Genomic DNA, 25,972 nt, shown 5'->3' with positions numbered 1-25,972 from the left:
GTTATTCTCTTCCATCTAATAAATTGCCTAAGCCACCTAAAATACTGCCTTCTTCTTTTCGTCCGCCCACACTACCGTATTGCATGATACGTCCGGCCAAACGGCTGATCGGCAAGGATTGTAACCAGACTTTTCCCGGGCCTTGTAATTTGGCAAAGAATAATCCTTCTCCTCCAAACATCCAGTTTTTTACGCCTCTTATAAATTCAATATCAAAATCAACCCCTGCAGTATATGCCACTACACAACCTGTATCTACTTTTAAAATTTCTCCGGGTTGTAATTCCCTTTCAATTACATATCCTCCAGCATGAGCAAAAGCCAATCCATCTCCTTCCAATTTTTCCATGATGAAACCTTCGCCCCCAAAAATACCCGTACCCAATCTTTTTTGAAACTCTATACCAATACTTACTCCTTTGGCAGCACATAAGAATGCATCTTTTTGTGCAATGATCTTTCCGCCTAATTGTTTCAGATCAAACACAATTATTTTTCCGGTATATGGAGCTGCAAAGCTCACCCTTTTCTTTCCCTGCCCAACATTTGTAAAAGCTGTCATGAACAAACTTTCGCCAACGATCAACCTCTTTCCTGCACTTAATAATTTGCCCAACAACCCGCCACCTTGCTGTTGGCTACCATCGCCAAAAATCGTTTGCATTTCTATCCCATTATCCATCATCATAAATGCGCCGCTTTCTGCAATGGCAGTTTCATTCGGATCTAACTCAATTTCTACAAATTGTAATTCTTCTCCGTAAATTTTGTAGTCTATTTCGTGATTACTTATCATATCAAATATTTTTCTCAAAAGTAATTGATAAAATTGTTTTGAATAAAAAAGCCCCGCAGAAATTGCGGGGCTAAGGTGTTAAATTATTTAAACGGTTATTTTTATACCGCTATTGTTTTTTATAGGTTCCATTCCATACTTTTTTACCTTGCAGTCTACGTCCTAAATACATTATTCCTACAAAAATGAAGAAGAACGGACCGGCAAATCCTAGTAACCCGATGAACTTAGTTCCGTAAAATTGTTCCATTGGTCTACGCAATCTTTCTGATATCAGGTACATACTTGGTACCATGATCAAGGTAAGGAAGAAAGCGAATATCAAACCAAAGATCATCGTCCAACTTAACGGCCCCCAGAACACCACACTATCTCCACCAAAGAAAATATGCGGATTGAATGTCTGGAAGAAGGAAACGAAATCAATATTAAAACCAACAGCCAACGGTAACAAGCCCAGGATCGTTGCAACAGCTGTAAGCATTACCGGAATAATACGGATTTTACCTGCCTCAATTGCTGCAGCCCTTGTACGACTACCTCTTCCTCTTAATTCATCTGTAAACTCAATCAACAATATACCATTCTTGATCACAATACCTGCCAGTGCTATGACACCAACACCCAACATGATCGTAGCGATCGTCATGCCTGTAAACGCATACCCCAGAAATACTCCGATAACACTAAAGAATATCTCAGTGATAACGATGAATGGCTTACTGATACTATTGAACTGCAATACCAATATCATAAATATGATGCCCAACGCCATTAGTAAAGCTGTACCCAAAAATGCCTGCGTTTCTTTTTCCTGTTCGCTTTGTCCGCTTAATCTTAAGGTAACATCAGACGGTATTTTTGTTTTTGTTTTAAAGTCATCAATCTTAGCTTGCAATTCAGTATTTATCTTACCAACCATTGTGGGGTCTAATACATTACTTTGTAATTGAATGGTACGTTTTACATTCTTACGTTTGATCGCACCAGCGCCAATGCCATAATCTACAGTAGCAACAGCACTGATCGGAACACTTTTCACCCTCATCGTATTCATATCCATAAAAGTAATACGCATATTCATGATATCGGTAATATTGTTCCTAACAAGGTCGCTTGTACGCAATTGTATCTTGTATTCATCTTCGCCGTCTTTCAGTTTACTTACCTCTTTCCCAAAAACTGCCGTACGAATTTCCATACCGATCTGTCCTGTGCTCAACCCTTCCATCATTGCTCTTTCTCTATCTACATTGATCGCAATTTCAGGACTATTCAGATCCACGTCCATCTGCAAATTTTCTATTCCATCAATTTGATTGGTATCTAAATAATGAGAAAGATCAGTTGCAACTTTTGCTATGTTTTCAAAATTATCACCTTGAACTTCAATGTTCACCGGAGGATCTGTTGGAGGACCCCCATCTTCCTGTGCTACCTCAATACTTGCACCGGGGATACCTGTCATCTGTCTTCTTATCTCATCCATAAAAGGACGGGTTTTCTTACCATGTCTTTTTTCGTATTCAACAAATGAAACCTGTATCCTTCCCAGGTTTGGTTGCACACTCCTATTATTATCTCTTGGATTATTAGCACTAACAGCAACATTGGTGATAATGCTTTCGACAATTCCTCCGGGTACAACAGGTAATTCATTTGCCAAAATTTTATGCACCCTACTTTCTAAAATATGTGTAACACTATCAGTATACTTTACATCTGTACCAACCGGCATTTTTAAATACACGTAAATAAAATTGGGATCGCCACTTGGAAAGAAAGTTGATTTATTCCCTCTTATCATCAACAAAACAATTGATAAAATAAATATCAGGAACAAAGAAACAAAAGCTTTTACCGGTCTCCATCCTACCAATATCCATTTCAATAACCTTTCATAACGACTCATCAACCAAGGCAATGCTTTTTGTTGGAAATTATGAATGGCATCATTTAATACATACGTATTTAACAACATCAAGCCGGCCATTATCAACATAAAATTCGCTGTACCATGGAAGCCTGGCAAGTGCAACAATATACCTGCAATTACAAAAACAAGGAACCATTTGCTTGTCCAGATATGCTTTTTAGGCTTCTCAAATTCTTTCCCTTCAGGTTTCATAAAACTTACCGCAAAAACCGGGTTGAAGATAAACGCCACAATCAATGATGCAGCCAATGTAAGGATCAATACTGCAGGCAAGTAGATCATGAACTTACCGATCAACCCTTTCCATAACAATAATGGAAAGAAAGGAGCCAATGTAGTTGCTGTACCTGCTAATACAGGAATGAATACTTCACCCGCTGCTTCCTTAGCACTTCTTATAATTGGCACTTTACCATTTGCATATATACGGTGCGTATTCTCTATTACCACAATAGCATCATCTACGATAATTCCGAGGCCAAGCAGTAATGCAAAGAGCACAATGAAATTCAATGTAACGGTACTTCCAATAATACCACTTGCAATAGGCAGGAACATAAATGCTACGAACACACTCAACGGCACACTCAATGCAACAAAGAACGCATTGGTTACCCCCATAAAGAACATCAAAATGATCAATACCAAAATAAACCCGATAACAATTGTATTTACCAGATCCTGAAAAGATGTTTTGGTTTGCTTACTCAAGTCTCCTGTAAAAACAACCTTAAGATCCTTAGGTAATTCTTCTTTTAATTGCATGTCTGCAACGATGCCCTTTACTTTATCTGCAGCATTGATCAGATTTTCTCCGGCACGCTTTACAATATTAAGCGTAACAACATTTTTACCATCCAACCTTGCATAGTTCTCTGTTTCTTTAATTGTATCTACCAACTGAGCTATATCTTTTAAATATACGGTAGCCCCTTGTGTACTACTACGTACAACTATATCATTCAAATTCAACGCACTGGCAAACTGCCCTTTTATTTTAAGTGTACGCTTCATATTACCTACGGAAACCATACCTCCCGTGATATCACGGTTTTCTCTGGCAATAGCATTCTCAATATCTGTAAAACTTACTCTTGCCAACGACATTTTATTTGGGTCAACATTTACCTGTATCTCTCTTTCCGGCGCTCCAACAATTTCTGCACGGGTAATTTCTGTTAACTCCTCTATTCTATCCTGCATTTTATCTGCATACTGTTTGAGTTTAATGCCATTATAATCACCACTCACATTCACAAACATTACCGGCATTTCACTAAATGCAAATTCTGCAACATTAGGCTCAGATGTCAGATCTGTTGGCAGATCTGTTTTTGCTTTATCAATTGCATCTTTAACTTTTAATTTAGCAATGTCTGTTTTTACATCCGTATCAAATTCAATAACGATCAAACTATAATCAGCCTGAGATGTACTCTGAATTTTATTGACCTTAGCCCCACTGATCCCCTTCAATTGTTTTTCAATAGGCCTTGTTACCAGGTTCTCGATGTCTTTTGGAGAATTACCTGCGTAGACAGTAGTTACAGAAATTGTTGGCACTACAATATCCGGAAACTGTTCCTTGGGCATGGTATTGAACTTGATCATACCAATCAAAGAGATGATCACTGCTATGATATATATCGCAGTGCGATTATCTATTGCCCAACTTGTTGGGGCAAACTCTTTGAATTTCGATTTTACTTTTTCTATTATATTCATAAAAATATCTTTGTTATCGTCAGTTAGTTATCTGTTCAACTTTATCCGCCTTGCATTATTTCACTTCAGTAGAGATCAACTGTCCTTCATACAGGCTTTGAAAACCATCAGTTACTAATTGCTCTCCGGCTTTCAATCCTCCTTTTATCTCTACATTTTCACCATATACTTCACCAATAGTTACTATTACTTTGTGAGCTGTAGTTTTACCATTGCTGCTTTTGGTAAGCACGTAAACGTATTTACCTATTTCGTCAGACTGTACAACATTTACAGGAATTACAACTGCATTTGGTGCACTATAATCCAAAATTTTCATCACCGCAATTTGATTTGGTTTTAAAACAGGATCATAAGGGATTTTTGCTTCGGCTATAAAACCTCTTTGCGATGGATCAATGGACTGGCTGATCAAAGAAAGTGATGAGTTAATCTTTTTATTTGCATCTGGAATAAATATTTCAACAGCAGAACCTTTTCTCATTCTTGTTAAATAATTTTCCGGCACACTGGTAACCACTTTTAAAGAGCTGGTATTCACAATTTTAATTTGGGGGCCGGTCAATGTCATTCCTTGAAAAATTTCTCCGACACGAACTGCTACTATATCTGCAATACCATTTACATCGCTATATACATTGGTGGTGCTTAATTGCTCTTTAGCTGTTTTCACATTCTCTTCTGCTGCATTCAAACCATTCTCTAATTGTTCAACATTAGATTTTGCCTGAAGCAACTGTACTTCAGTACCAATACCCTGATCCCATAAGTTTTTCTGACGTTGATAAATAGTTTTTGCAAAAGACAACTGTGTTTTAGTTACTTCCATTTGTTTTTGCGCTGCAACAATTTGCTGACGAATAATAGCGTCATCTAACTTCAGCAATAACTGTCCTTTTTTTACAGCCTGCCCCTCAGTTACATATACCGCTTTTACTTGCGCCGGTCCCATTCTTGGTGATATATAAGAAATATTATCAGCATCTACCTTGCCCTGTAAATCGATATAATGCTTAAAATTCTGGGTACTAACCGGTGTTGTACTCACTAATTTTACTTTTGAAGTACTGGCTGCATTAGTATCTAATTTCATTAATTCTTCCTGCAGTTTTTTTATTTGCTCGTCAGTCTTCTCCTTGTCATTTTTTAATTTTTCAAGCGTTGCTTTTTTGTCATTCAAATCTGCAGCACTGTCTTTTTTACTACTGCCACAAGATGACAAAAGCATTACCGATGCTGTAGTGATTATAAAAAGTGTTTTCATTGTTAAATTATTTATTTGTTTGTTTAGCATGTTCATTTTTTTGTATTATAGTTTCCCTACAGCTTTCAGCCAATCAATTTTTGCTGTAATGGCATCGTATAAAGAGCTGTAGTAATTGGTTTGTGCCACCTTCAATTCTGTTTGTGCATTATATATTTCCTGATTACTACCTAATCCCTGTTCATATTTTTTCTTGGTGCTGTTAAATACTTTTTCTGCCAGTTCTGTATTTTTCTTTTGATTATCCATGGTTATGATCGCACTTTTCATTTTGATCCTTGCTGTCGTAACATCATAATCAATAGACTCTTTTGTGGCTTCCATATTATTTTTTAGTTTTTGAACTGCCAGCTTAGCGTTCTCTATCCTGGCGCTACGAGCAAACCCATCAAAAATCGGCACCGCTATTTTAACTCCAACCAACGAAGTGGTGAACCAATCTCCTTTATTAAAGAAATCGAATTTCTGACGTTGTGCATTTTTGCCGTAAGAGCCAAAAGCAACTACAGAAGGTAAACGGCTTAGCTGATAGCGTTTTACATTGTATCCATTTAATTTGGTAGCTACATTCAGCAACTGGATTTCTTTCCTGTCTTCATATTTATATACTGTATCCAGCAAGTTTGCTTTTATCTCATCTTCACTCAAAGTATCTGTTAACACCAATATTTCTTTTTGAGGCATGTTTATTAAAAATTTTAAACCTGCATTCCCTGCTTCTAACTGATTTTGTATTCTTTCTTTTTCGGTTTGCAGATTGCTTAAGGTTACCTGCACTTTGTCTACGTCTAATTTTTCTGCAAAACCATTTTTATAAATTTCTTTGGTGTCATTCAGAAGCTTGGTAAATCGTTCGATATTTGCATCTATATTTGTCAGTTGTTTTTTACCAACTACTAACTGATAGTAGATCTTATAAATATTTGCTTTGATCTGCTCTTGTGTTACTTCTGCAGTTTTCTTAGCCAGATCCATTGCTGCTCCTCTGGCCTGCAACCCCACAAACACTTGCCCATCAAATATTATCTGGGATAGATCAACACTTGCTCCAGCCGTCCATGGAGAACCAAACTGAGCAGCAATTACGCCAAAATCCCCTCCATTGGGCATTGTAATGGTAGTACCACTTCCGTTCTTTACACCTTCGTCTACTAATACCTGATAGGTTGCCGGACTGATAAAGTTTGGCAGGGTTTGTACCGGTATATTAAAATAATGAGTAGCACTTACACCTGCGGTCAATTGTGGATAAGCATTTGCCGTGAACTCTCTGTTAGTTTGTTGCTGCGACTTAATATCTATCAATGCATTTTTTACCTGTACAGCATTTTTTAATCCATAATCTACGGTCTGCTTCACCGAAAATTCGTTTGTCTTTTGAGCTATTGCTGTTCCGCCTATCAGAACGGATATCATCAGCAATATTTTTTTTAATTTACTTCTTTGCATCATTATTGATTTTATTTCTCTCTTGTTGATATTTTTGAATTAATTTATAGCCTTTGGGAGATACTATTCCAAACAAAAAATGCTCTCCGATCATTTGCATCAAGTCTTTCAAATGATATTGTTTTGCCAGCGGAAAAAGTTCAATGTTAAAGATCAGCATCATTGATTCCAGCCTGAATTTTGCGATCACCTCTATGTTGATATCCTCTCTGTATAAACCTTCGGTAACTCCTCTGTGTAAATTCTGAGTGATCATCTTTAAAATGAACTCATCTTTATGCTTTTGAAATATTTTAAACGCCTTGGGATGAAATTTCTGCATTTCATATAACACCATCGGGTTCATATCACTCAGTTGATCCGCCACAGTATCAATCACATTGAGAACTTCATCAATTGCATTCAGCGCATTGCCGGTAGACAACATACAATCCTTCTCATCATGGGTTATATCATATTCCATAACCGCTTCTACCAATTCATCTTTATCTGTAAAATGCTGATAAAGAGTTTTTTTACTCATCCCCAATTTGGTGGCAATATTATCCATCGATACGGATCTAAATCCATAACGAATGAATAATTCATAAGCCCCTTCGATAATTCTGTCTTTTATTTCCATTTTTTAAAATTCCGACCACAAAACTATGGAAACTTTTTGTGTAACCAAAGTTTCCATCCTTTTTATTTACCATTCATAACATTTTCTTCATTTCTCATAAAGTTGTTCAATCTGTTATCTTTGGTATCTAAATAATTTTATTATGAAATTTCCGCTCAGCTATAAAAAGCTTTTCCAGTATTTTTTGCAGGGGTTGTTGATACTTGCACCTATTGTTATCACATTTTGGGCTATTGCTGCGGTTTTCAGCTTTATAGACGGCATTTTGCCTAATATTATACATAACATTTTTCCATCATTGATGGAAGATGCCCAAGGAAATGTAAGACGTGTTCCAGGGTTAGGGTTTGTGGTAGTTATTGCCATCGTTCTATTTGTAGGATATATTTCCTCATCTTTCATTTTCAGTAAATTGGTAGATGTTTTTGATAAATTGCTGGAAAAAACTCCCGGCATAAAATTCATCTATTCAACATTGAAAGATTTTTTCGAAGCTTTTGCCGGTGAAAAAAAGAAGTTTACCAATAATGTTTTGGCCAATGTTGATGACAACGATGTGTGGAGGGTTGGGTTTATTACACAGGAAGACATGGCAGAGTTCGGCTTTAAAGATTATATAGCGGTATATGTACCGATGGCTTATTCGGTGGCTGGTAATGTATATATCATATCTAAAGAAAGAGTAAAACCAATTACCAATATCAGTGCCGCACAAACCATGAAGTTTGCAGTAAGCGGAGGCGTAACAGATGTTGTTGAGGAATAGCCTACTATAGTTAATTAACAGAAAAACAGGCAGTAAATAAAAATGAGTATATTTAATCATTAAATTTTATTATGGGCAGATCGTTGAAAGCACTATTGCTTACCACATTATTACTTGTTTGTTATTTCCCGTCCTTTTGTTGGGGATTTTATGCCCACCAGAAAATTAATTACTACGCAGTTTTTTTACTGCCCCCAGAAATGATGGTTCTGTATAAACCCAATATTTCTTTCATTGCTGAACATGCTGTGGATCCTGATAAACGCAGGTATGCCGTTAAAGACGAAGGCCCCCGACATTACATTGACATAGATTTTTATGGCAAATACCCCTTCCCTAATTTACCTCGTAAATACAAAGATGCAGTAGCAAAATTTGGAGAAGATACCGTTCAATCTCAAGGAATTGTACCTTGGCATATACAAACAATGCTGGGTAGATTAACTGCAGCATTTAAAGAAAAGAATTTTAGTAAGATACTGAAAAACAGTACAGAACTAGGGCATTATATTGCCGACTCACATGTACCATTACACGCTAACAGCAACCACAACGGTCAATATACCAACCAAAAAGGGATACACGGTTTCTGGGAAAGCAGGGTGCCGGAATTGTTAGCCGAGAAAGAATTTGATTTTTTTATCGGAAAGGCACAATATATCGAAAACCCTGCAGAGTATATATGGGCAAGGGTTTTAGAGAGTTCTCTTGCATCCGATTCGGTTTTAAATATCGAAAGAGAATTGACCAAACAATTCCCCTCAGATCAAAAATATTCTTTTGAAACAAGAAACGGACAAGTCATCCGCCAATATTCATCTGATTTTACCAAAGCATTTAATAAAAAATTAGATGGCATGATAGAAAGAAGAATGCGTTTGTCTATCTATTCAATTGCAAGTTTTTGGTATACAGCCTGGGTAAATGCAGGACAACCCGATCTCCGCTCTTTAAGCAAACAAAAATTCAGTGAATCTGATGCTAAAGAATTTGAAGAATTAAATAATCAATGGAAGAACAGCTCAGGAAAAATGATAGGCAGACAGGAAGAATAAGTATTATCCGCCGCCATTTTGCGAACGTTTTATCTCTTCTTCAGAACCCGAAGTTCTGTTAGACTCTGCTTTCACCTGCTTATTACCAATCCTGTAACTGAAATTTATTTTAAACTGGCGGGATTCTCTTTTAAAAGAATAGTGACCACTTTGCCCGGCAAAGGCTGAATATCCTTTATCAATGTTGGTAAAGAATATATCTGTTACAGAGAATTTAAAATTCCCCTTTCCTTTTAGAATATTTTTTTGTGCTCCTATATCCATCCCCCACCTGAAGTACGACTTAATTGTTCCCACATAAGTAGGAGAAGTGAATGTTGCTGCCAACTCTGCTGTCCATTCACTTCCTAATCTAAAATTGTTTTGCATACCGGCAACATATGAAAGTATACTGGTGTTGATCACCCTGTTTCCTCCTCCAAAATCTGCATTGAATGAAGTATAAAAAATATTTGCATTAAAGAACCCACTATACCATTGATGCTGATAATGGTAACTCTCAAACAAACTAAGTAGTTTTTGTTGGGCTATATTTTTTACGGTCAAAAAGTTTTTACTTCTGTCAATCGTATCCACCAACTGTCCCAGCAGATCATTGATCAGGCTATAGCTTAATTTTGAAATTAATTTATTCTTATAGGTATTTGTAACACCAATATTGTAAGAATATTGAGGGACTAATTCTGTATTTCCTTTTCGAAAAGTATATTCATCCAGTTTAAACTCAAATGGGTTCAGATCCTGATAATTGGGCCTGTCCACTCTTCTTCCTGCCGAGATATTCCAGGTCATATCAGCATTTTTTACAAAACTAACAGAGACGGAAGGGAAAAAATTGGTATAGCTTCTGGTAAACCCCTGAACAATATCATAATTTATCATCCCATCCGATTTTATTGGATAAGACTTCCCTCTTGATTGCGTATTTTCTGCCCTTAATCCAACCTGCAACTGAATACTCTTCCAATTTTTGTTATAATTGATATAGCCTGCATTAATGTATTCCTTATAATTAAATTGGTTGCTTTTGGAAGTATCTAATTGCGATGACATACTTAATGAACTCTTTAGATTATATCGTTCAAAATTATTATCAGACTCTACATATGAGTTCTTAATACCAAATCCCAATACCCCTTTTTTGAATGGTAGTTCATAGTCCGTTTTTAAAGAATAGATATCTATTTTGGCTCCTGAGATCAAACTATAAATTGCACTACTCAACTCTGTTGTTTGGGTGTTATCATAATACACATTTGGTTGATACAGATCTCTGTTAATATGAAAAAAACCATAATCCAGATCAATGTTCAATTGATGTTGATCTTTACCCAAATACTTATAATTACCATTAAAATTAACATTATCAATATGGCCGGTTTGCATATTGTCTGATATCAATATTTTATTGACTGTGCCTCCGGGTATGTAAGTAATAGGAGTCGTACTATACGAGTTGGGCGTCGAATGAAATAAACTTCCATTTATAAGAAACCCTATAGTGTTTTTAGGATTGATAAAATAATCAACACCTGCTTTAAATCCGCTACTGGTGCTCAATACCCTTCTTTTAGTAACCAGATCGAACAATGTATCTAACTGAATTCTATCTACTCTAAAATCAGTTATGTTCAATGCATGATTGATATTGTAGCTCCCGAAAATGTTTACTTTTTTGTTTCTATGATTGATAGAAATACCTCCATTATATTTTCCATAAATGCCAATTCCATAGCCGGCATTGATTGAACTGTTTGTTCCAATCGTTTTATTCTTGATCATCCGAATATTTATAACGCCTGCATTTCCTGCCGCCTCATATTTTGCCGAAGGATTGGTGATCAACTCCAGCGATTCTATTTGTGTAGATTGAATTGATTTTAAATAGTCGCTAAGATCTTCCTTATTTACAGGGCTTGGTTTACCATCAATAAATATTTGCACTCCGGATTTACCTCCCATAGAAATATTATCATCTTTATCTATAGTTACACCCGGCGATTTTCTAATTAACTCTAAAGCATCTGAACCAACGGCATTAATTGTGTTCTCTACATTCACTACCATTTTATCTCCACTGATCTCAAGAATTGGCTTATCTGATTTAACAAAGACCTCCTTAAGGCTGATCGATTTTTTGGGAAGAAAAATAACAGGCACCAATATATCATAGTTCCCATTTACAACTATTGGTGATGAAATAAATGATTTATATCCAACGGCAGAGATATTCAGTACATATTTACCCGATTCAATTCCCTCAAAAGCATACTTCCCTTCTGCATTGGTAATTCCCAATTTACAGATTTTTGAACCTGGGGTGTGAAGCAAAGAGACAGAAGCATTTACCAGCACAACCGAATCATTATTTTTAACAATACCCGAAATCTTTTGGGCATTGGTATACGGAAGACATCCTATGCATAATAAACATAAGTAAACCTGCTTCATCAATTGGTCTGGTTATTTATTTACTGTAAAAATACATGTATAAAACACAGTATATAATACAATATTAATATTTTAATTAAACATAGTATTAATTTATATTTTATACTTCTTAATATTTGATAGGGCTATTATTTACTAATAGATTATTTTTGCACTCTCATATTCAATTAATAAATAACTACAGTGATTCACAATTTCAACGCAGGACCGTCTATTTTACCGAAGGAAGTTTTTCAACAGGCATCAGAAGCGGTGCTTAATTATAACAATACCGGTTTGTCAATTTTAGAGATCGGGCATCGTACATCGACTTTTCAGGCGGTAATGGATGAGGCTGTTGCATTGGTCAAAGAATTGATGCAATTAGATGCTGATCACGAAGTGTTATTTTTACACGGTGGAGCATCAACGCAGTTTATGCAGGTGCCAATGAATTTATTGGATGATAAAGAAGTGGCGGCATATTCAGATACAGGTGTGTGGGGTGGCAAAGCTATTAAAGAGGCAAAGTTATTTGGTAAGGTAGAAATAGTTTGCACCGGGAAAGAAAGTAATTATACAGTTATTCCAAAAGATTTTGCGGTACCAAATGATGCAAAATATTTTCACATTACTACTAATGAAACAATTTATGGATGCCAATGGCAAAAAATACCGAAAACAAGCACGCCGCTTGTTGGTGACATGAGTAGTGATATTTTAAGTCGTGTTATTGATTACAATGCATTTGATCTAATCTATGCCGGAGCCCAAAAAAATATGGGAGCGGCAGGTGTAAATTTGGTAGTGGTAAATAAAAATATTTTAGGCAAAGTAAAACGTGCTATCCCTACTATCATGGATTACCGGAATCACATTAAAGAAGGTAGTATGCTGAATACTCCACCTGTATTTGCTGTGTATGTGTGCATGCTTACATTACGTTGGTTAAAATCTATTGGTGGTGTCGCCGCCGTAGAAAAACTGAATATCGCTAAAGCAGATCTGCTATATAATGAGATAGATGCCAACCCTTTATTCAAAGGCACTGTAAGCAAGGAAGACAGGAGCAAGATGAATATTTGTTTTGTAATGAACAAACCTGAATTAGAAGAAGCTTTCTTAGCTTTTGCAAAAGAAAAAAATATTGTGGGAATAAAAGGACACAGGCTGGTAGGCGGATTCAGGGCTTCTCTGTATAATGCTTTACCAATAAGTAGTGTAGAAGTTTTGGTAAATGCAATGAAAGAATTCGCAGAAAAAAATTCATAAAAAACAATTGCCCTACATTTGCGGCAAAATTATATACATAACACATGGTTACTATTCACCCTTTTAAAGCCTTACGACCGGAAGCACAACATGCAAAGCAAGTAGCATCTCGTCCGTATGATGTACTGAACAGCAAAGAAGCAAAAGTAGAAGCTCAAGGCAACCCTAATTCATTTTTACATATTACTAAAAGCGAAATTGATCTTCCTGAAGATATCGATATTCATTCTCAGCAGGTATATGAGAAAGCAAAAGAAAATCTGGATGCTTTCATCAGCAGAAATATTTTATTTAAAGAAAACAAAGCCTGCTACTATATTTATCAGTTGATCATGAATGGTAAAAGCCAGACAGGTTTGGTTTGTGGCAGCAGTGTAGATGATTATGAAAAAGATAAAATAAAAAAACACGAATTTACCCGTCCGGAAAAAGAACAAGACAGGATCAATCATATAAAAATTTCCGGCGCACAAACCGGCAATGTTTTTTTAGCGTATAAAAATGTGGATGAGATAGACGCTATTATCGATAGCTGGAAAGCCACACATAGTCCTGTATACGATTTTATTGCGGAAGACAAAATACAACACAGCATCTGGATCGTTAATGACGATACAACCATAAAAAAGATATCTTCTTCTTTTAAAACACTGGTTCCTGCAACTTATATTGCTGACGGACATCACCGTGCCGCTTCTGCAGCTAAAGTGCGTAAAGCTTTAGGTGAAAATGCCCCTCAGGGTGCTAATATTTTTCTTACCACCTTATTTCCGTCCAATCAATTATATATCATGGATTATAACCGTGTAGTAAAAGATCTGAACGGGCTAAGTAAAGAAGCCTTACTAAGCAGCATAGAAGAGAAATTTCTTGTAGAAAATGCAGACAAAGCTGTTTCTCCGGCACAGTTACATGAATTTGGAATGTATCTGGACAAACAATGGTATAAATTAGTATCAAAAGAAAATACCTATACAACAGACCCTATCGGTATTTTGGATATCAGTATTTTATCAAATAATATATTAGACCCGATCTTAGGGATCAAAGACCAACGTACCGACAAACGCATTGATTTTGTAGGCGGCATTCGTGGTTTAGGAGAGTTGGAAAAACGAGTAGATAGTGGAGAAATGGCTATTGCTTTCAGCCTGCATCCGGTTACTATTCAGCAATTATTTGATATTGCAGACAGCGGAAATGTAATGCCTCCAAAAAGCACCTGGTTTGAACCTAAATTGAGAGATGGCCTGTTGACACATCTCATCTATTCTTAAAAATTTAGTTAATAAACTACTTTAATATGTAAAGAGGCGCTTAATTAGTGCCTCTTTTTTTATCTTTACTGTAATGAAAAAACTTACCCGGTTCATTTGTGTAATTATATTGCCTCTTTTTACGCAAGTTTCTATGGCACAGGATGCCAAAGATCTGCAGACAAATGCAAAAAACTTCATGCTGCAAGGCGACAATGCTAATGCCATTTTAATCCTTAATCGTGCTGCTCAGCTTGAACCAAACAATGTTGAGATCATGAAAGACTTGGCACTGAATTACTATATACAGAATGACTACAACAAAGCCTTAGAAAAAATCAAACCTGCACTTGATATGGATGCAGTTGATGACCAATGTTTTCAGATAGCAGGCACTATCTACCGGGCGCTTGATCAAACTAAAGAATGTGAAAAAATATACCGCAAAGGAATTAATAAATTTCCTGAAAGCGGAGCTTTACACAATGAATTAGGCGAACTTTTATGGGATAAATATGATGAAGACGCTATAAAAGAATGGGAAAAAGGAATTGAAGTTGATCCGGATTTTTCAAAAAATTATTTTAACGCTTGCAAATATTATTCTGTCACCAATAACAAAGTATGGTGTGCCCTGTATGGTGAAATTTTCCTGAACATAGAACCATTGAGTAATAAAAGCCCTGAAATAAAAACGATCTTACTGGATATATATAAAAAAATGTTTGCGGATGTAGATCTGAACAAAGGCAACAAAGAGAAAAATAAATTTGCCATCTCTTTCATTGAATCCATGAACAATCAGACAAATGTGGCCGCATTAGGTATTAATCCCGAATCGCTTACAATGATAAGAACCCGTTTTATTTTAGATTGGTATCAGAATAAAGCAGAGAAATATCCATTCAAATTATTTGACCTTCAGCAGCAATTGATCAAGGAAGGCATGTTTGATGCTTACAATCAATGGATATTTGGCCCGGCCCAAAACCTGGCTGCTTATCAATCATGGACCAATAACCACAATACAGAATATAACGAATTCACTCGTTTTCAAAAAGGACGAATTTTCAAGATCCCTTCAGGACAATATTACCGGTAAGATGACCTACTCATGATTTATCACGGGTAAAAATAATTTGTTAAAATATTCAATGTTTAAACATTGATATTAAAAAACCCCTTACCTTTGTGTTCTAAATTTAAACTAAATGAAAAAAATTATTTTATCAGTAGCCACATTAGCTTTCCTGGCTGCATGTAACAACACACCAAACGCAGACAAAGCTGAAGCAGGAGACAAACAAGCTGCAGCAAATGCAGAAGGTACAGCATTTACTATTGACAGCAATACAACTGTATCATGGACAGGAACGAAAGCAGTAGGTGCTCACAAAGGTACATTCACCCTGAAAGAAGGTTCATTATCAGTTAAAGATGATGTAATTGTTGCCGGTAGCTTTTTGATCGATATCACTTCTCTTGTTGACAAAGACTTTGGAACAGATACTGTCAGTAAAGCAAAATTAGAAGGCCACTTAAAAAGCCCTGATTTTTTCGATATCGCAAAATACCCTACCGCCAAGTTTGAAATTACAGGTGTTGAACCTTTTAAAGTTGACAGTGCATCATCAAAAAATGTAGTATTGAAAGATGCCAACTATACCATTAAAGGAAACTTTACTTTAAAAGACAGTACAAAAAATATTTCTTTCCCGGCTAAAATAACTATTGTTGATAATAAACTAAACGCAGTAGCAGATTTTAATATCGACAGAACACAGTGGGGATTAAATTACAAAGGGCCAAACAATCCGCAAGACTGGTTCATCCGCAAAGAGGTAAATCTTAAATTGAATATTACAGCTACTAAAAAATAGTTTTCATTTAGTAGTTTTATTAGCCATTCCGTTAACCGGGATGGCTTTTTTTATTTATCTTAGTTAAGGCTTTTACAAATTCTTTTACTAAAGTAACGATTGTATATGAACGAAAACTTCAGAATATTTGATTTCATGCAATACCAGGCAGATAATTTCCCAAAGGAAGATATGCTTGCAGCTAAAGAGAATGGAGAGTGGCGTACTTATAGTACCAGCGTGGTTAAGCAAATCGTTGATCAGTTGAGTGCAGGTCTCTTAAAATTAGGTATTAGTGGAAATGATATGACAGTTGATACACAGGATAAGATTGCCATCATAAGCAAGAATAGACCAGAATGGATATTTTTAGATCTGGCTTGTCAGCAAATAGGAGCCTGTCTTTGTCCTATTTATCCAACTACCAATGTAAAAGAATTAGAATTTATTTTTAATGATGCTTCTGTCAGACTTGTATTTCTTAGTGGAGATGACATTTTATCTAAAGTGACAGATGTAAGGGTAAATACACCCAGTGTAGAAAATATTTTCAGTTTTGATGAAATGCATGGAGCCGAGTATTGGAAAAATTTATTAGTAATGGATACCGTGGCCGTTCAGGAAATAAAATCTACCATCAAGCCTGAGCATTGTGCTACGATCATCTATACATCAGGCACAACAGGTACGCCTAAAGGCGTAATGCTTAGTCATAGAAATATTGTAACCAATGTGATCAATTCCAGAAAAACCTTTCCTTTTGAAAATAATCCCAATGGAAAAGCATTAAGCTTTTTACCGCTCAATCATATTTTTGAAAGAATGGTATCATACATATACATTACCAGCGGTATTTCTATTTATTATGCCGAAAGTTTAGATACGATCGCCGAAAACCTGAAAGAAGTAAAACCAACCTTATTTACAACCGTACCCAGATTATTAGAAAAAGTGTACGAAAAAATAATGGCGAAAGGAGCCGAATTAACAGGTATTAAAAGAACATTGTTTGATTGGTCTGTCAATTTAGGAAACGAATATGAATTAACCGGAAAAAGCATTTGGTACAAATTGAAATTAGCCATCGCCAATAAAATAATTTTCAGCAAATGGAGAGAAGGCCTTGGAAATAATGTTGAATTCATTGTTACGGGTGGAGCAGCCTGCCAGGTACGATTGATAAGGATTTTTACTGCTGCTAAAATTCCCATATTTGAAGGTTATGGCCCCACAGAGAACAGTCCGGTGATAAGTGTTAACTGCCGCAAACCAAACGGCACAAAATTCGGTACAGTTGGTTTGGTAATTGAAGGACAAGAAGTAAAGCTAATGGATGATGGAGAAATTTGTGTTAAAGGTCCCAGCGTAATGATGGGATATTATAAACGTCCTGATCTGACAGCAGAAACTTTAATTGACGGATGGCTCCATACAGGAGACATTGGTGTTTTTGAAGATGGCAAATATTTAAAAATAACGGATCGTAAAAAAGAACTGTTCAAAACAACGGGTGGTAAGTATGTGGCGCCTCAACCGATAGAAAATAAAATGAAAGAATCGCCTTTTATAGAACAAATAATGATCGTTGGTGCAGATCAGAAATTTGTAGGAGCATTGATCATTCCATCCTATCCTACTTTAAAAGAATGGTTACGACACAAAGGAATAAATTTTACTACTAATGAAGATATAATACAACACCCTAAGGTATTGGAACTATACAGAGACTTGGTAGACAGTTTCAATAAATTTTTTAATCATGTAGAGCAGGTCAAAAAATTTGAGCTATTGGCCAACGAATGGACAATTGACAGCGGTGAACTTACCCCAACGCTTAAGCTTAAACGAAAAGTGATCATGGAGAAATATAAAGATGCAGTGAATAGAATATACAACTAGCAACCCGCTATTTTTTTAATAACCGCAGTGCTACATTTGCAATCACTTCGGCATTTTTACGAAAACCACCTATCACGGCAAATTCAACGGCTGTCCCTAAAAGACTTTTGAAGATATTTTTTGATGTCCCTACGATAATTTTTTTAGATAACATACCCGCTCCTACAGCTAGTGTAGTACCAATTGCAGAAGAGGCGACATCCGGATCTCCTGCAATATTATTGGCAGCAGACTTTAATAAATTAGATGGAGTAAGACTAAGAAGCAACTGATTAAAATCATTGCGAATCTCGTTTTTTTGCTCTTCACTACGTATTGTCAATAATGCGATAGCTTCTTTAAGTTCGGTGGTAGTAGCAACTTGCATAAAATTAATTAAGTAATTTTTTAACGACCAGATTTCCTACAGGTGATTTCAGTAAATTTTTTCTGCCTATATACAGTACTAATGAAGCTATAAGATAAAGCCCGGCTATTATAAAAAAGCCCAGGTATTCTTCTCCCAACATTCTGCCCACCCAGATAGCCATTCCTATACTTAACATTATTACTGCAAGACAGCAAACAACACCAATGACCAATCCGGAAACAAGCGATGATGCCATATCAGCAGTTTTATCTACTACTTTCAATTGAAGCAACTCTCCCTTTGTTTCCAAATAGTCAGTGGTTTTGCTAAACAAATCCTCAAACGCATTTGTTTGATTGGTCATAATTCTTTTTTTAACAATTGTTGCTGAAATAAATTTACGAAAGAGATTCTCTTGCATCTGCTTTTAGTGAAGTCACTTTTTGCTTCCCTGCATCAACCAGATCTCCTGCTTTATCTTTTACATTTTCATACTCATCGGCAACTTCATCAACCAAAGCACTAAATTTTGATTTAATACTATCTTTCAGATCTGTTCCCTTTTGAGCAATTTTTTTTCTTGTTTCACAACCTTTGTCTGGCGCAAATAAGATCCCTAAAATAGCTCCTGCTGCTAATCCTGCAGCAATACCTGTAATAAGCTTTCCTGTACTCATAAAATAAAATTTAAATAATTGAATAATAGATTTCTAAAATTATAATGCAAACATTAATCCAATAAAAAAAAACAACCAGCCTGCCACAGAATACAACACTAGCGCAATAGTTACAATCAGAGATTAATATTCAATTCAAAAAATATTAATTTTTTGTGTAATTATCTCTACATCTTTACTTGTATAACTATATCCGGTTTAAAAAACTTAATTAAAATATCTGCGTAAAGTCCAGGCTATGGTCTCATGCTTTTCCATTAACCCTGTTAAAAAATCTGCCGTACCGGCATCTTTGTACTTTTCGCTACAATCATCAATATTTTTTCTCAATGTTTTGATCACTGTTTCATGATCGTTAAGTAATTCTTTTAACATTTCATTCTTGCTGGGGTATTTACCTGGTGCCTCTTTTAATGAAGCATATTCCAAAAATTCTATTAATGTGCCGATCACAGCAGCGCCCAATTTGTTAGCTCTTTCTGCTATTTCATCTATACCTTCTTCCAATTGTTTGTATTGGTCCTCAAAGAGCTTATGCAATTCCATAAAACTTTCTCCTTTCACATTCCAATGAAATTTTCTTGTTTTACTGTATAACACCATTGCATCTGCCAGCACATTACTAAGGATAGCAGTTATTGCATCCAGGTTCTTTTCTTTAATACCTATATCGGGTTTCATTTGAGATTGTTTTATAAATTATTAAATGCTTTGTTATCTTTAAGTAACAAACAAGTATTATACCAGCTGATTTTATACGTATCAAAGATCAATACGCCGAAATTACCCGTATCATTGAGGAACTATTTCTACGGTTTACACAAAACTGCAGTAGGAAAAAGAAATTTTATGAAAAATATTTTCGTACGGTTTAAAACCGACTACAGACTTATTACAGGATATATCATTGCATTTATCCTGTTGTTGATAAGTTATTTGGTAACCTTATATTCAAACAAAGAATTAATTAAACAAACAGAACTTGTAAGCCATACACATAAAGTGATCAGTGATCTGGAAAATTTATTGTCAGCTGTAAAAGATGGAGAAACAGGACTAAGAGGTTTCCTGAATTCTAAAGACAGTGTTTTTTTAGACCCTTTTTACAGAAGCCTTCTGGTGACAAACTCTATGTTTACAACCGTTAAGGATGAAACCAGTGATGATGAAATTCAGCAACAGCAATTAATAAAACTAAAAATGTTGATTGAAAAAAAATACGATAATATCAAATCAACGATCAGCCGCTTCCTCTCTCACAACTATACTATTGATGAAGTATTGGTAGAAAATACCTACACCGGAAAAGCATCGATGGACAGTATCAGAAAGTTGGTGAGTGATATGCAGGAACACGAAAACAAATTACTTGAAGTAAGGTCTAATAAAGTTGACAGCAGGTATACCGCACTCAATACCATTGTAATAACCTCTCTTGTCCTTGCTTTTATTTTTGCAGGATTTGGTGCGATTACATTTGTAAAGGAAAATGAAGCCAGGCAACAGGCAGACAAAAAAGTAACTGCTTATCAGCAAGAACTTAAGCGAAGAATAGAAGAGTTAGACAAAGCCAACAAAGAGTTAATTGAAATGCGTAGAGAAGAAAAATTTGCATCTACAGGCAGGATTGCACGAAATATTGCTCATGAAGTACGCAACCCTCTTACTAACATTGACCTGGCAGTATCGCAGATAAAAGAAGAGATGAATAAGGATAATGAAGATGCTGATTTTTTATTTGACATGGTTACAAGAAACAGCAGTCGTATCAACCAGCTCATCACTGAATTATTGAATGCAACTCGTTTTACTGATCTTAATTTCAATAATGCTTCCATTAATCAATTGCTCGACGAAGCTCTTGAACTTGCAAAAGATAGAATAGAATTGAATAACATTAAAGTGGAAAAGAATTACAGCCCGGATATATGCGATGTATCTGTTGATCCTGAAAAAATTAAAACTGCTTTTTTGAACATTATCATTAATGCGATTGAAGCAATGAAAGAGAACGGAGAAAAAATACTGACTTTACATACAAAGGGAGAGAACAATGAATGCATTGTAGAGATTGCAGACAATGGCATTGGTATGGATGATGCAGCGTTAAGTAAATTATTTGAAGCGTATTATACTACAAAGCCTAAAGGAAACGGATTGGGATTGACCAATACCCACAATATCATCCTTAACCACAAGGGTAATATAGATGTAGAAAGCTCTCCGGGAAATGGAACTAAATTTATCTTGTCATTTAATTTTGCAACATAAATAGCATAGTAGTTATTATAGTTATACCACTTTCATTTCCGGTTTCTTTTTTCTAAAGATGCGGCTCTGTTTTGTACCGGTAATTTCGTCGCCGAGTAAATAACCCCAAGGCTCTAATCCTTGCACTCTATCAAATATCACTTTCAGAATTGCTATGGAAGGAATAGACAGGAACATGCCGGAAATACCGGCCAGTGCACCTCCTGCAATTACACCAAGTATAGTGATCAATGCATTTATTTTTACTTTAGAACTTACTACTTTGGGCATGATAATATTATTGTCAATAAATTGAACCACTGTTAAAATTACCATTACGCCAATCACATCTGTTATCTGATTGGAAGTAGCTAAAGTTATTACCGCACATAATACAGCGGCGATCAGCATTCCGATGTACGGTATGATATTCAGCAATGCTGCAAGAAACCCCAGAAAAAATGCATACTTGATTCCCAAAATAAGAAAGCCGGCTGAATTGATAGCAGAGACAATAGCCATTTCCAATATTAGCCCCAGCATATATCCTTGTACTATGTACCTGGATTCTTTCAATACTTCTTTTACTTTATCGGTATGATCATTACTGAATATCTTAATAAAAAAAGAATAGATCATATCCCTATAGTATAGCAATAAAAAAGTGTAAACAGGCAACAAAACGATTATAGGTAATATCTGAGTTGCCGATAATACTGTTTCCCCGATAAATCCGGAATTTTTAATATTGTCTGCCGCATTATTCACCAGAAACACCTGCTCTACCTTAGTCACTTTAAAATGAATCGTCAGCCATTTTTGCACAGAAGCTACATGATGCTGCAACTGAATCTTTATGCCGGGAATATCTTTGGTAAAATCCAATATCTGACTTGCCAAAAAATAAACGATAGCTGTTAATAAAAAAACACTTAACAATAAGGAAATAAGAATTGCAATTACTCTATTCACTTTTCTTTTCTCCAGAAAATCATTAATTGGCAGTAGCAACACAGCTATCAATAAGGAGAAAGAAAAGGGTATAATTATGCCGGCTCCAATAAATATTATCCATCCAACTAATGCAATCAATAGCAAGGTAAAACAAGCTTTTGCATACAAAGGAAAACCAGATATTTGTTTTAACATAAATAAACTTTCATTAAAAAAGACAATACGAGAGTCGTCCACCAATTGATGTACTAAGCCGATTGACTAGGCCCTTCTGATTATTTTTAACAGAATTGAAATAACAGCAATAACCAAAAGAATGTGAATAAGGCCTCCGGCATGATAACCTAAAAAACCAATGGCCCAGGCAATTACCAATATTACAGCAACGAGATACAATAAATTTCCCATGATAGTTTAATTTAACGGTGATTAAAAGATTTGTAAACTGTAATGAAAAAATGCTGCCAGATTTTAACGCTGCTGTTTTCCGTTGTTATTTTATATTTAATAACAATAAGCTGTTAGAAAACAGATTAACTGTAGAAGTTTTTACACATCCCGGATGAGATAATTATGCTTTTGTAAGATTATCTACCGTTTGGTAAATAAGGTTTTTTGTAAAAGGCTTGGAGATAAAAGTATCTACCCCATTGTTGAACGCTTTGGTCCTGTCTGAATAATTATCAAAAGCTGTTATCATTACAACTTTTGTACTTGGATAACTCAGTTTCAATTGTTTAATAAAATCTATCCCTAAACCATCAGGCAGATGATTATCCAAAAAAATTATCTCAGGCTGTTGCTTTTCCAGTGATATGGTGGCTTCAGATATAGAATTGACATAGCTTACCTGAAGGTTCTTTGTCCTTAAAATACTGCTAAGCAAATAGCAAATATCAATTTCATCGTCAATTATTAAAGCCTTCACCATTTTAATTTTATAATCCAACAATAACTGTTGCAATTTTATTGCCAACTTAACAAAAATCGTCAAATTAAAGATACTGTTAATTTGAAAATACCCGATCAAATCAATTACTCTTCATTGAATTCTTTATACTGTCTCATTTTATTGTACAATGTTTTACGATCTATATTCAAAATTTTAGCCGCCTTACTCTTATTATAATTCGCCTGCTTTAATGCCATCAATATAGTCTCGTATTCAGCATCAATACTTACCGATTTTAACGATTGCCCATTTACCTCCTGCGATCTTTTCTGATCGTTTGTTCGGTTAGTGTTGCTTTCTCCTCCATTGTGATTATTTAAAGGGCCTCCCTCATCAAATAATAATTTACTGTGATTCACCAATTCGAACGGAAGCGATGGCAGTGCAATTATATCTGTTTCAGTAAGTAATGCTGCTCTTTTTATTACATTTTTCATTTCCCTTAAATTGCCAGGCCAATGGTATGTTTTAAATAACTCTTCTACTGCTTCCGCAAAACCTGTTATATTTTTCCCCAACTCAGCATTTGCATTTTGTAAGAAAAAATCAGCAAACACCATGATATCTTTTTCCCTTTTACGAAGAGGCGGCACCATGATACTAAATTCGTTGAAACGATGATACAGATCCTCTCTGAACTTCCCCTTTTGAGTAGCATCGTACAACATTTCATTGCTGGCCACTATTATTCGTATATCAAGTTCTATTTCATTATTTCCTCCTATCCTTCTCATTTTTCGTTCTTGTACTACTCTCAGCAGCGACACTTGCACGTCATAAGAAAGATTTGATACTTCATCTAAAAAAACTGTACCACCATTGGCTAATTCCAAACTACCGATCTTCTGATTTAGTGCCCCGGTGAAAGCACCTTTTTCATGCCCGAATAGTTCACTGGCGGCTAACTCTTTTGATATAGCGCCACAATCAATTGCTATAAATGGCCTGTTGCTTCGCTTGCTCTGTTCATGTATATGTTGAGCTACAGATTCTTTACCACTACCGCTTTCGCCATAAATGATCACACTGTAATTTGTAGGAGCCACAAGCTTAATCTGTTTCAATATATCACCAAAAACACCGGAGGTACTGAAGATATATTTTCCATTCTTGTTTTTTTGTTTACCCACATGCTCATCGTTCTTAAGCCCAATAGCAGTTGAAGCATTTTCCGTATTTGAACTAAGTGCTTTTTTGATCGTTAATAAAATCTCCTCCGGAAAAAGTGGTTTGGTAACATAGTCATACGCTCCATGTTTCATTACATCTACAGCCATCTTTACATCGCTATATCCTGTGATTATTATCACAGGTATAGAAGACTTCTTTTCCTTTATTTTCAGCAACAAAGTTTTTCCGTCGGTGTCCTGTAATCTGAAGTCAGAGAGAACAATATCAGGCATTTTAATTTCCAATGCCTCCAACCCTTTTTTACCACTATTGGCACACTCCACCTCATAACCATGTTTAGTAAGAAAGCGCTGCAACAATTTGCACATATCAACATCATCATCAATAATTAAAATATGCTCCATAGTCAATTCTTTAATCAAAGGTATCAATCATTAATGACTGATTGTTGATTTTAATTAGCTCCAATAATGAGGCATTGCTGTTATTGGACATATTACTGATATTTTTTGACCTCCCAAATTTGAAAAAGCATCCCCTTTTATGGGGATGCTTTCATTTAACCTCAAATCTAAAATCCAAAACCCAAGTAAAAAGATATTGCACTGTTCTTAGAATTTTCTGTAAGATTGCCCGACAGGCCTGCCTTGCCTATTTCCTTCAAGCCATAAGTATACCTGCCACCGATTGTCACATTTCCTACATCGAAAGCAACACCACCGAAAACACCATAATCTAAAGATTCGAAATTATCTTTATTCAGTTCGGTAGCGCCATTGATATTGCCATTCTTATCTACGTCCTGCACTTTTGCGGATAACAAAAATGCCGCATACGGACCAGCATGAATATTGAAGTTTTTAGCCACGTTAATTACAGCAGCTACCGGCACTTCAAGGTAATCCAGGTTGAACCTGTACTTACCGCTTCCCAAAAGATTATTATAATTCATTTGAGCACCCTTCATACTGTATAGTATTTCAGGTTGTACAGAAAAGTTCTTTGTTACGGGAATTTTTGCATAGAACCCTGCATTAACTCCAGGCTTAATGTTTTCATCTTTTACATTATCTACATACAAATTGGTTAAATTAAGCCCTCCTTTTATGCCGAATTTTGCTGTAGGTTTAGCCTCTGCTGCAGTTTGTGTTTCCTGAGCATGTACATACATCGAACAGACGATAGTACAAATAACAAAAATTGTTTTTTTCATGTTTACAGATTTTAAGTTACGGAAGTGATTTCCTCCTTAACAGTAATGAATGCTCTTAAAAAACTATACCAAAAAAAAGAGCTACAAAATATTATAATAATAATTAAAACAAGAAAG

General features: G+C 35.6%; 23 protein-coding genes. 8 read left to right on the top strand and 15 right to left on the bottom strand.

Features of this window, described 5'->3' with window-relative positions; all coding sequences use genetic code 11:
* Window position 1: 1 nt before the first annotated feature.
* The 5 genes from LK994_RS06170 to LK994_RS06150 all read right to left on the bottom strand — a co-directional run bounded on the left by LK994_RS06170 (window position 2) and on the right by LK994_RS06150 (window position 7,792).
* Window positions 2-796, bottom strand: coding sequence for a TIGR00266 family protein (locus LK994_RS06170; protein ID WP_229762022.1), 795 nt, complete (start codon window positions 794-796; stop codon window positions 2-4).
* Window positions 797-905: 109 nt separating this feature from the next.
* Window positions 906-4,457 carry an efflux RND transporter permease subunit gene (locus LK994_RS06165; RefSeq protein ID WP_229762021.1) on the bottom strand — a complete coding sequence of 1,184 codons (3,552 nt, stop codon included), beginning with the start codon at window positions 4,455-4,457 and terminating at the stop codon, window positions 906-908.
* A gap of 55 nt (window positions 4,458-4,512) precedes the next feature.
* Window positions 4,513-5,721, bottom strand: a complete 1,209-nt coding sequence (locus LK994_RS06160) for an efflux RND transporter periplasmic adaptor subunit (RefSeq protein ID WP_229762020.1) — start codon at window positions 5,719-5,721, stop codon at window positions 4,513-4,515.
* A 45-nt stretch (window positions 5,722-5,766) separates the two neighbouring features.
* Complete coding sequence (locus LK994_RS06155) at window positions 5,767-7,137, bottom strand: TolC family protein (RefSeq protein WP_229762019.1); 1,371 nt, start codon at window positions 7,135-7,137, stop codon at window positions 5,767-5,769.
* A 19-nt stretch (window positions 7,138-7,156) separates the two neighbouring features.
* The gene (locus LK994_RS06150; RefSeq protein WP_229762018.1) at window positions 7,157-7,792 is read right to left on the bottom strand and encodes a TetR/AcrR family transcriptional regulator; all 636 of its coding nucleotides are present in this window, start codon (window positions 7,790-7,792) and stop codon (window positions 7,157-7,159) included.
* 142 nt (window positions 7,793-7,934) lie between these two features.
* Between LK994_RS06150 and LK994_RS06145 the strand changes: the two genes are divergently transcribed.
* Complete coding sequence (locus LK994_RS06145; protein ID WP_229762017.1) at window positions 7,935-8,558, top strand: DUF502 domain-containing protein; 624 nt, start codon at window positions 7,935-7,937, stop codon at window positions 8,556-8,558.
* A gap of 200 nt (window positions 8,559-8,758) precedes the next feature.
* Window positions 8,759-9,613, top strand: coding sequence for a zinc dependent phospholipase C family protein (locus LK994_RS06140; protein WP_229762016.1), 855 nt, complete (start codon window positions 8,759-8,761; stop codon window positions 9,611-9,613).
* Window positions 9,614-9,616: 3 nt separating this feature from the next.
* Here LK994_RS06140 and LK994_RS06135 read toward each other — a convergent pair whose 3' ends face one another.
* Entirely contained in the window at window positions 9,617-12,064 is a 2,448-nt protein-coding gene (locus LK994_RS06135; protein ID WP_229762015.1) for an outer membrane beta-barrel family protein, read from the bottom strand.
* A 183-nt stretch (window positions 12,065-12,247) separates the two neighbouring features.
* On the opposite strand from LK994_RS06135, the gene serC reads away from it, so the two are divergent.
* The 5 genes from serC to LK994_RS06110 all read left to right on the top strand — a co-directional run bounded on the left by serC (window position 12,248) and on the right by LK994_RS06110 (window position 18,329).
* Window positions 12,248-13,315: a 3-phosphoserine/phosphohydroxythreonine transaminase gene (gene serC / locus LK994_RS06130; RefSeq protein ID WP_229762014.1), complete on the top strand. Its 1,068-nt coding sequence runs from the start codon at window positions 12,248-12,250 to the stop codon at window positions 13,313-13,315.
* A 44-nt stretch (window positions 13,316-13,359) separates the two neighbouring features.
* A complete protein-coding gene (locus LK994_RS06125) occupies window positions 13,360-14,592 on the top strand; it encodes a DUF1015 domain-containing protein (protein ID WP_229762013.1) in 1,233 nt (410 codons plus the stop codon).
* 73 nt (window positions 14,593-14,665) lie between these two features.
* On the top strand, window positions 14,666-15,673 hold the full coding sequence (locus LK994_RS06120) for a tetratricopeptide repeat protein (RefSeq protein WP_229762012.1): 1,008 nt from the start codon (window positions 14,666-14,668) through the stop codon (window positions 15,671-15,673).
* Window positions 15,674-15,782: 109 nt separating this feature from the next.
* Window positions 15,783-16,451, top strand: a complete 669-nt coding sequence (locus LK994_RS06115) for a YceI family protein (protein ID WP_229762011.1) — start codon at window positions 15,783-15,785, stop codon at window positions 16,449-16,451.
* Between the two features lie 105 nt (window positions 16,452-16,556).
* Window positions 16,557-18,329, top strand: a complete 1,773-nt coding sequence (locus LK994_RS06110) for an AMP-dependent synthetase/ligase (protein WP_229762010.1) — start codon at window positions 16,557-16,559, stop codon at window positions 18,327-18,329.
* Between the two features lie 7 nt (window positions 18,330-18,336).
* Here the strand turns inward: LK994_RS06110 and LK994_RS06105 are convergent, their stop codons facing one another.
* The 4 genes from LK994_RS06105 to LK994_RS06090 all read right to left on the bottom strand — a co-directional run bounded on the left by LK994_RS06105 (window position 18,337) and on the right by LK994_RS06090 (window position 20,036).
* The gene (locus LK994_RS06105) at window positions 18,337-18,696 is read right to left on the bottom strand and encodes a hypothetical protein (protein WP_229762009.1); all 360 of its coding nucleotides are present in this window, start codon (window positions 18,694-18,696) and stop codon (window positions 18,337-18,339) included.
* 4 nt (window positions 18,697-18,700) lie between these two features.
* The gene (locus tag LK994_RS06100; RefSeq protein WP_229762008.1) at window positions 18,701-19,042 is read right to left on the bottom strand and encodes a phage holin family protein; all 342 of its coding nucleotides are present in this window, start codon (window positions 19,040-19,042) and stop codon (window positions 18,701-18,703) included.
* Window positions 19,043-19,076: 34 nt separating this feature from the next.
* Window positions 19,077-19,355: a YtxH domain-containing protein gene (locus LK994_RS06095; protein WP_229762007.1), complete on the bottom strand. Its 279-nt coding sequence runs from the start codon at window positions 19,353-19,355 to the stop codon at window positions 19,077-19,079.
* 207 nt (window positions 19,356-19,562) lie between these two features.
* Entirely contained in the window at window positions 19,563-20,036 is a 474-nt protein-coding gene (locus LK994_RS06090; RefSeq protein WP_229762006.1) for a Dps family protein, read from the bottom strand.
* Between the two features lie 168 nt (window positions 20,037-20,204).
* On the opposite strand from LK994_RS06090, the gene LK994_RS06085 reads away from it, so the two are divergent.
* Window positions 20,205-21,626 carry a CHASE3 domain-containing protein gene (locus LK994_RS06085; protein ID WP_229762005.1) on the top strand — a complete coding sequence of 474 codons (1,422 nt, stop codon included), beginning with the start codon at window positions 20,205-20,207 and terminating at the stop codon, window positions 21,624-21,626.
* A gap of 21 nt (window positions 21,627-21,647) precedes the next feature.
* Here the strand turns inward: LK994_RS06085 and LK994_RS06080 are convergent, their stop codons facing one another.
* The 5 genes from LK994_RS06080 to LK994_RS06060 all read right to left on the bottom strand — a co-directional run bounded on the left by LK994_RS06080 (window position 21,648) and on the right by LK994_RS06060 (window position 25,855).
* Window positions 21,648-22,754, bottom strand: coding sequence for an AI-2E family transporter (locus LK994_RS06080; RefSeq protein WP_229762004.1), 1,107 nt, complete (start codon window positions 22,752-22,754; stop codon window positions 21,648-21,650).
* Window positions 22,755-22,820: 66 nt separating this feature from the next.
* Window positions 22,821-22,967: a lmo0937 family membrane protein gene (locus tag LK994_RS06075; protein WP_229762003.1), complete on the bottom strand. Its 147-nt coding sequence runs from the start codon at window positions 22,965-22,967 to the stop codon at window positions 22,821-22,823.
* A 163-nt stretch (window positions 22,968-23,130) separates the two neighbouring features.
* Window positions 23,131-23,490, bottom strand: a complete 360-nt coding sequence (locus LK994_RS06070; RefSeq protein WP_229762002.1) for a response regulator — start codon at window positions 23,488-23,490, stop codon at window positions 23,131-23,133.
* Window positions 23,491-23,594: 104 nt separating this feature from the next.
* A complete protein-coding gene (locus tag LK994_RS06065; protein WP_229762001.1) occupies window positions 23,595-25,046 on the bottom strand; it encodes a sigma-54-dependent transcriptional regulator in 1,452 nt (483 codons plus the stop codon).
* 167 nt (window positions 25,047-25,213) lie between these two features.
* Complete coding sequence (locus LK994_RS06060; RefSeq protein WP_229762000.1) at window positions 25,214-25,855, bottom strand: porin family protein; 642 nt, start codon at window positions 25,853-25,855, stop codon at window positions 25,214-25,216.
* Window positions 25,856-25,972: the final 117 nt, after the last annotated feature.

This window comes from Ferruginibacter lapsinanis, from assembly GCF_020783315.1.
Lineage (GTDB): Bacteria > Bacteroidota > Bacteroidia > Chitinophagales > Chitinophagaceae > Ferruginibacter > Ferruginibacter lapsinanis.
Note: the sequence above shows the minus strand (reverse complement) of the source record. Positions and strands in the feature narration are given on the sequence as shown.

What these genes read in the sequence shown, in the direction of transcription:
- LK994_RS06170 (WP_229762022.1), bottom strand. Translation starts at nt 796, where the DNA reads ATGATAAGTAATCACGAAATAGACTACAAAATTTACGGAGAAGAATTA.
- LK994_RS06165 (WP_229762021.1), bottom strand. Translation starts at nt 4,457, where the DNA reads ATGAATATAATAGAAAAAGTAAAATCGAAATTCAAAGAGTTTGCCCCA.
- LK994_RS06160 (WP_229762020.1), bottom strand. Translation starts at nt 5,721, where the DNA reads ATGAAAACACTTTTTATAATCACTACAGCATCGGTAATGCTTTTGTCA.
- LK994_RS06155 (WP_229762019.1), bottom strand. Translation starts at nt 7,137, where the DNA reads ATGATATCCGTTCTGATAGGCGGAACAGCAATAGCTCAAAAGACAAAC.
- LK994_RS06150 (WP_229762018.1), bottom strand. Translation starts at nt 7,792, where the DNA reads ATGGAAATAAAAGACAGAATTATCGAAGGGGCTTATGAATTATTCATT.
- LK994_RS06145 (WP_229762017.1), top strand. Translation starts at nt 7,935, where the DNA reads ATGAAATTTCCGCTCAGCTATAAAAAGCTTTTCCAGTATTTTTTGCAG.
- LK994_RS06140 (WP_229762016.1), top strand. Translation starts at nt 8,759, where the DNA reads ATGATGGTTCTGTATAAACCCAATATTTCTTTCATTGCTGAACATGCT.
- LK994_RS06135 (WP_229762015.1), bottom strand. Translation starts at nt 12,064, where the DNA reads ATGAAGCAGGTTTACTTATGTTTATTATGCATAGGATGTCTTCCGTAT.
- LK994_RS06125 (WP_229762013.1), top strand. Translation starts at nt 13,360, where the DNA reads ATGGTTACTATTCACCCTTTTAAAGCCTTACGACCGGAAGCACAACAT.
- LK994_RS06120 (WP_229762012.1), top strand. Translation starts at nt 14,666, where the DNA reads ATGAAAAAACTTACCCGGTTCATTTGTGTAATTATATTGCCTCTTTTT.
- LK994_RS06115 (WP_229762011.1), top strand. Translation starts at nt 15,783, where the DNA reads ATGAAAAAAATTATTTTATCAGTAGCCACATTAGCTTTCCTGGCTGCA.
- LK994_RS06110 (WP_229762010.1), top strand. Translation starts at nt 16,557, where the DNA reads ATGAACGAAAACTTCAGAATATTTGATTTCATGCAATACCAGGCAGAT.
- LK994_RS06105 (WP_229762009.1), bottom strand. Translation starts at nt 18,696, where the DNA reads ATGCAAGTTGCTACTACCACCGAACTTAAAGAAGCTATCGCATTATTG.
- LK994_RS06100 (WP_229762008.1), bottom strand. Translation starts at nt 19,042, where the DNA reads ATGACCAATCAAACAAATGCGTTTGAGGATTTGTTTAGCAAAACCACT.
- LK994_RS06095 (WP_229762007.1), bottom strand. Translation starts at nt 19,355, where the DNA reads ATGAGTACAGGAAAGCTTATTACAGGTATTGCTGCAGGATTAGCAGCA.
- LK994_RS06090 (WP_229762006.1), bottom strand. Translation starts at nt 20,036, where the DNA reads ATGAAACCCGATATAGGTATTAAAGAAAAGAACCTGGATGCAATAACT.
- LK994_RS06085 (WP_229762005.1), top strand. Translation starts at nt 20,205, where the DNA reads ATGAAAAATATTTTCGTACGGTTTAAAACCGACTACAGACTTATTACA.
- LK994_RS06080 (WP_229762004.1), bottom strand. Translation starts at nt 22,754, where the DNA reads ATGTTAAAACAAATATCTGGTTTTCCTTTGTATGCAAAAGCTTGTTTT.
- LK994_RS06075 (WP_229762003.1), bottom strand. Translation starts at nt 22,967, where the DNA reads ATGGGAAATTTATTGTATCTCGTTGCTGTAATATTGGTAATTGCCTGG.
- LK994_RS06070 (WP_229762002.1), bottom strand. Translation starts at nt 23,490, where the DNA reads ATGGTGAAGGCTTTAATAATTGACGATGAAATTGATATTTGCTATTTG.
- LK994_RS06065 (WP_229762001.1), bottom strand. Translation starts at nt 25,046, where the DNA reads ATGGAGCATATTTTAATTATTGATGATGATGTTGATATGTGCAAATTG.
- LK994_RS06060 (WP_229762000.1), bottom strand. Translation starts at nt 25,855, where the DNA reads ATGAAAAAAACAATTTTTGTTATTTGTACTATCGTCTGTTCGATGTAT.